Source organism: Acidiphilium sp. (genome assembly GCF_049977125.1).
Lineage (GTDB): Bacteria > Pseudomonadota > Alphaproteobacteria > Acetobacterales > Acetobacteraceae > Acidiphilium.
On record NZ_JBMFGY010000040.1, the window covers coordinates 24,797 to 26,913 of the forward strand.

General features: G+C 68.0%; 1 protein-coding gene. It reads left to right on the forward strand.

Annotation, left to right across the window (positions count from 1 at the left end; all coding sequences use genetic code 11):
- Window positions 1-2,033: NAD-dependent DNA ligase LigA (ligA, locus tag ACP5E6_RS08535; protein WP_427953793.1), on the forward strand; the 2,033-nt coding region annotated here is incomplete at its 5' end.
- Between the last annotated feature and the right edge of the window lie 84 nt (window positions 2,034-2,117).

Genomic DNA, 2,117 nt, shown 5'->3' on the forward strand with positions numbered 1-2,117 from the left:
CCGCGGCCGATCTCGCCTACCATCGCGACGATCAACCGATCATGGACGACGCCACCTACGACGCGCTCAAACGCGAGGCCGAGGCGCTCGGCATCGCCCTCAACCAGATCGGCGCCGCCCCCAGCGCCGCCTTCGCGAAAATCCGCCACCGCCAGCCGATGCTCTCGCTCGACAACGTGTTCGACCCCGCCGATTTCACCGCCTTCTGCGCCAAAATCCGCCGCTTCCTCGGCCTCGGCGCCGAACCGCTCCATTTCGTCGCCGAACCGAAAATCGACGGCCTGTCGATCTCGCTCACCTACGAACACCACCGCTTCACCCGCGGCGCCACACGCGGCGACGGGACCGACGGCGAAGACGTCACCGAAAATCTGCGCACCCTGCCCGACCTGCCGACCACCCTGCCCCCGGACGCACCCGACTTCATCGAAATCCGCGGCGAAGTCTACATGACCAAACGCGACTTCCTCGCCCTTAACCAGAGCCAGACCCGCCAGTTCGCCAACCCGCGCAACGCCGCCGCCGGCAGCCTGCGCCAGCTCGACCCGCGCATCACCGCCGCCCGCAAACTCTCCCTGTTCGCCTATGCCCGCGGCGCCTTCAGCGCCGCCGACATGTCAAGCGCTTCAAGCGCCGCCACTAGTTCAAGCGCCTTCAGCGCCGCCACCCCAGCCACCACGTCCCCCGCCATCACCACCCATTGGAACTACCTCGCCGCCCTCAAACGCTGGGGCTTTCCCGTCAACCCGCTGATCGAGCGCATCACCGAAACCCAAGCCGAAGCCTTCCAGCAATCCATCGCCGAACGCCGCGCCGGCCTCGATTACGACATCGACGGCGTGGTCTATAAAATCGACGACCTCGCCCTCCAGGACCGCCTCGGCTACGTCGGCCGCGCCCCGCGCTGGGCCGTCGCCTGGAAATTCCCCGCCGAACGCGCGCTCAGCGTGCTGCGCGCCATCACCATCCAGGTCGGCCGCACCGGCGCGCTGACCCCGCGCGCCACGCTCGACCCCGTCAACGTCGGCGGCGTTCTGGTCCAGCACGCCACCCTGCACAACGAAGACGAAATCGCCCGCAAGGACATCCGCATCAACGACACCGTCGAACTCCAACGCGCCGGCGACGTCATTCCCCAAATCATCCGAATCCTGCCCGAACGCCGCCCCGCCGGGTCGCACCCCTTCGTCTTCCCCGACCACTGCCCGGTCTGCGGCGCCCTCGCCATCCGCCCGGCAGGCGAAGTCGTGCGCCGCTGCACCGGCGGCCTGACCTGCGAAGCCCAGGTGGTCGAACGCCTGATCCATTTCTGCTCGCGCGGCGCGTTCGACATCGAAGGCCTGGGCGATAAAACCATCCGCACCCTGCACAGCCTCGGCTGGCTCGCCAGCGCGCCCGACATCTTCCGCCTGCCCGCCCGCACCGCCGACCTCGCCACACTCGAAGGCTGGGGCGAAACCTCCGCCGCCAACCTCGCCGCCGCCATCGAGGCCCGCCGCACCATCCCCCTCGCCCGCTTCATCTTCGCCCTCGGCATCCGCCGCATCGGCGACGCCAACGCCCGCCTGCTCGCCCGCCACTACACAAGCTACACCAACTGGCACCACCAGATGCGCGCCGCCTGCACCATCGGATCAGACGCCCGGCTCGAACTCGGCTCAATCAGCGGCATCGGCCCCTCGATCGCCGAAGAACTCGCCGGATTCTTCGCCGAACCCCACAACATCTCCCTGCTCGACCGCCTGGTCGCCCCACTGACCATCACCGACGAAACCCCCCCCACCGCCCATAACGCCCTGTCCGGCAAAACCATCGTCTTCACCGGCACAATGCAAACCATGTCCCGCCCCGAAGCCAAAGCCCGCGCCGAAACCCTCGGCGCCAAAGTCACCGAATCCGTCTCGAAAAATACCGACTACGTCGTCATCGGCACCGACGCCGGCTCAAAAGCCGCCAAAGCCGCCACCCTCGGCCTCACCACCCTCACCGAAACCCAGTTCCGCACCCTCGCCGGCCTCGCCCCCCCCACCTGACCCGCCACATCGCCGCTGGGGTTTGGGGCGTGATGCATCAAGCCAGTAAGGCCAGGGGGCTTTGCCCCCTGGACCCCCACTAAG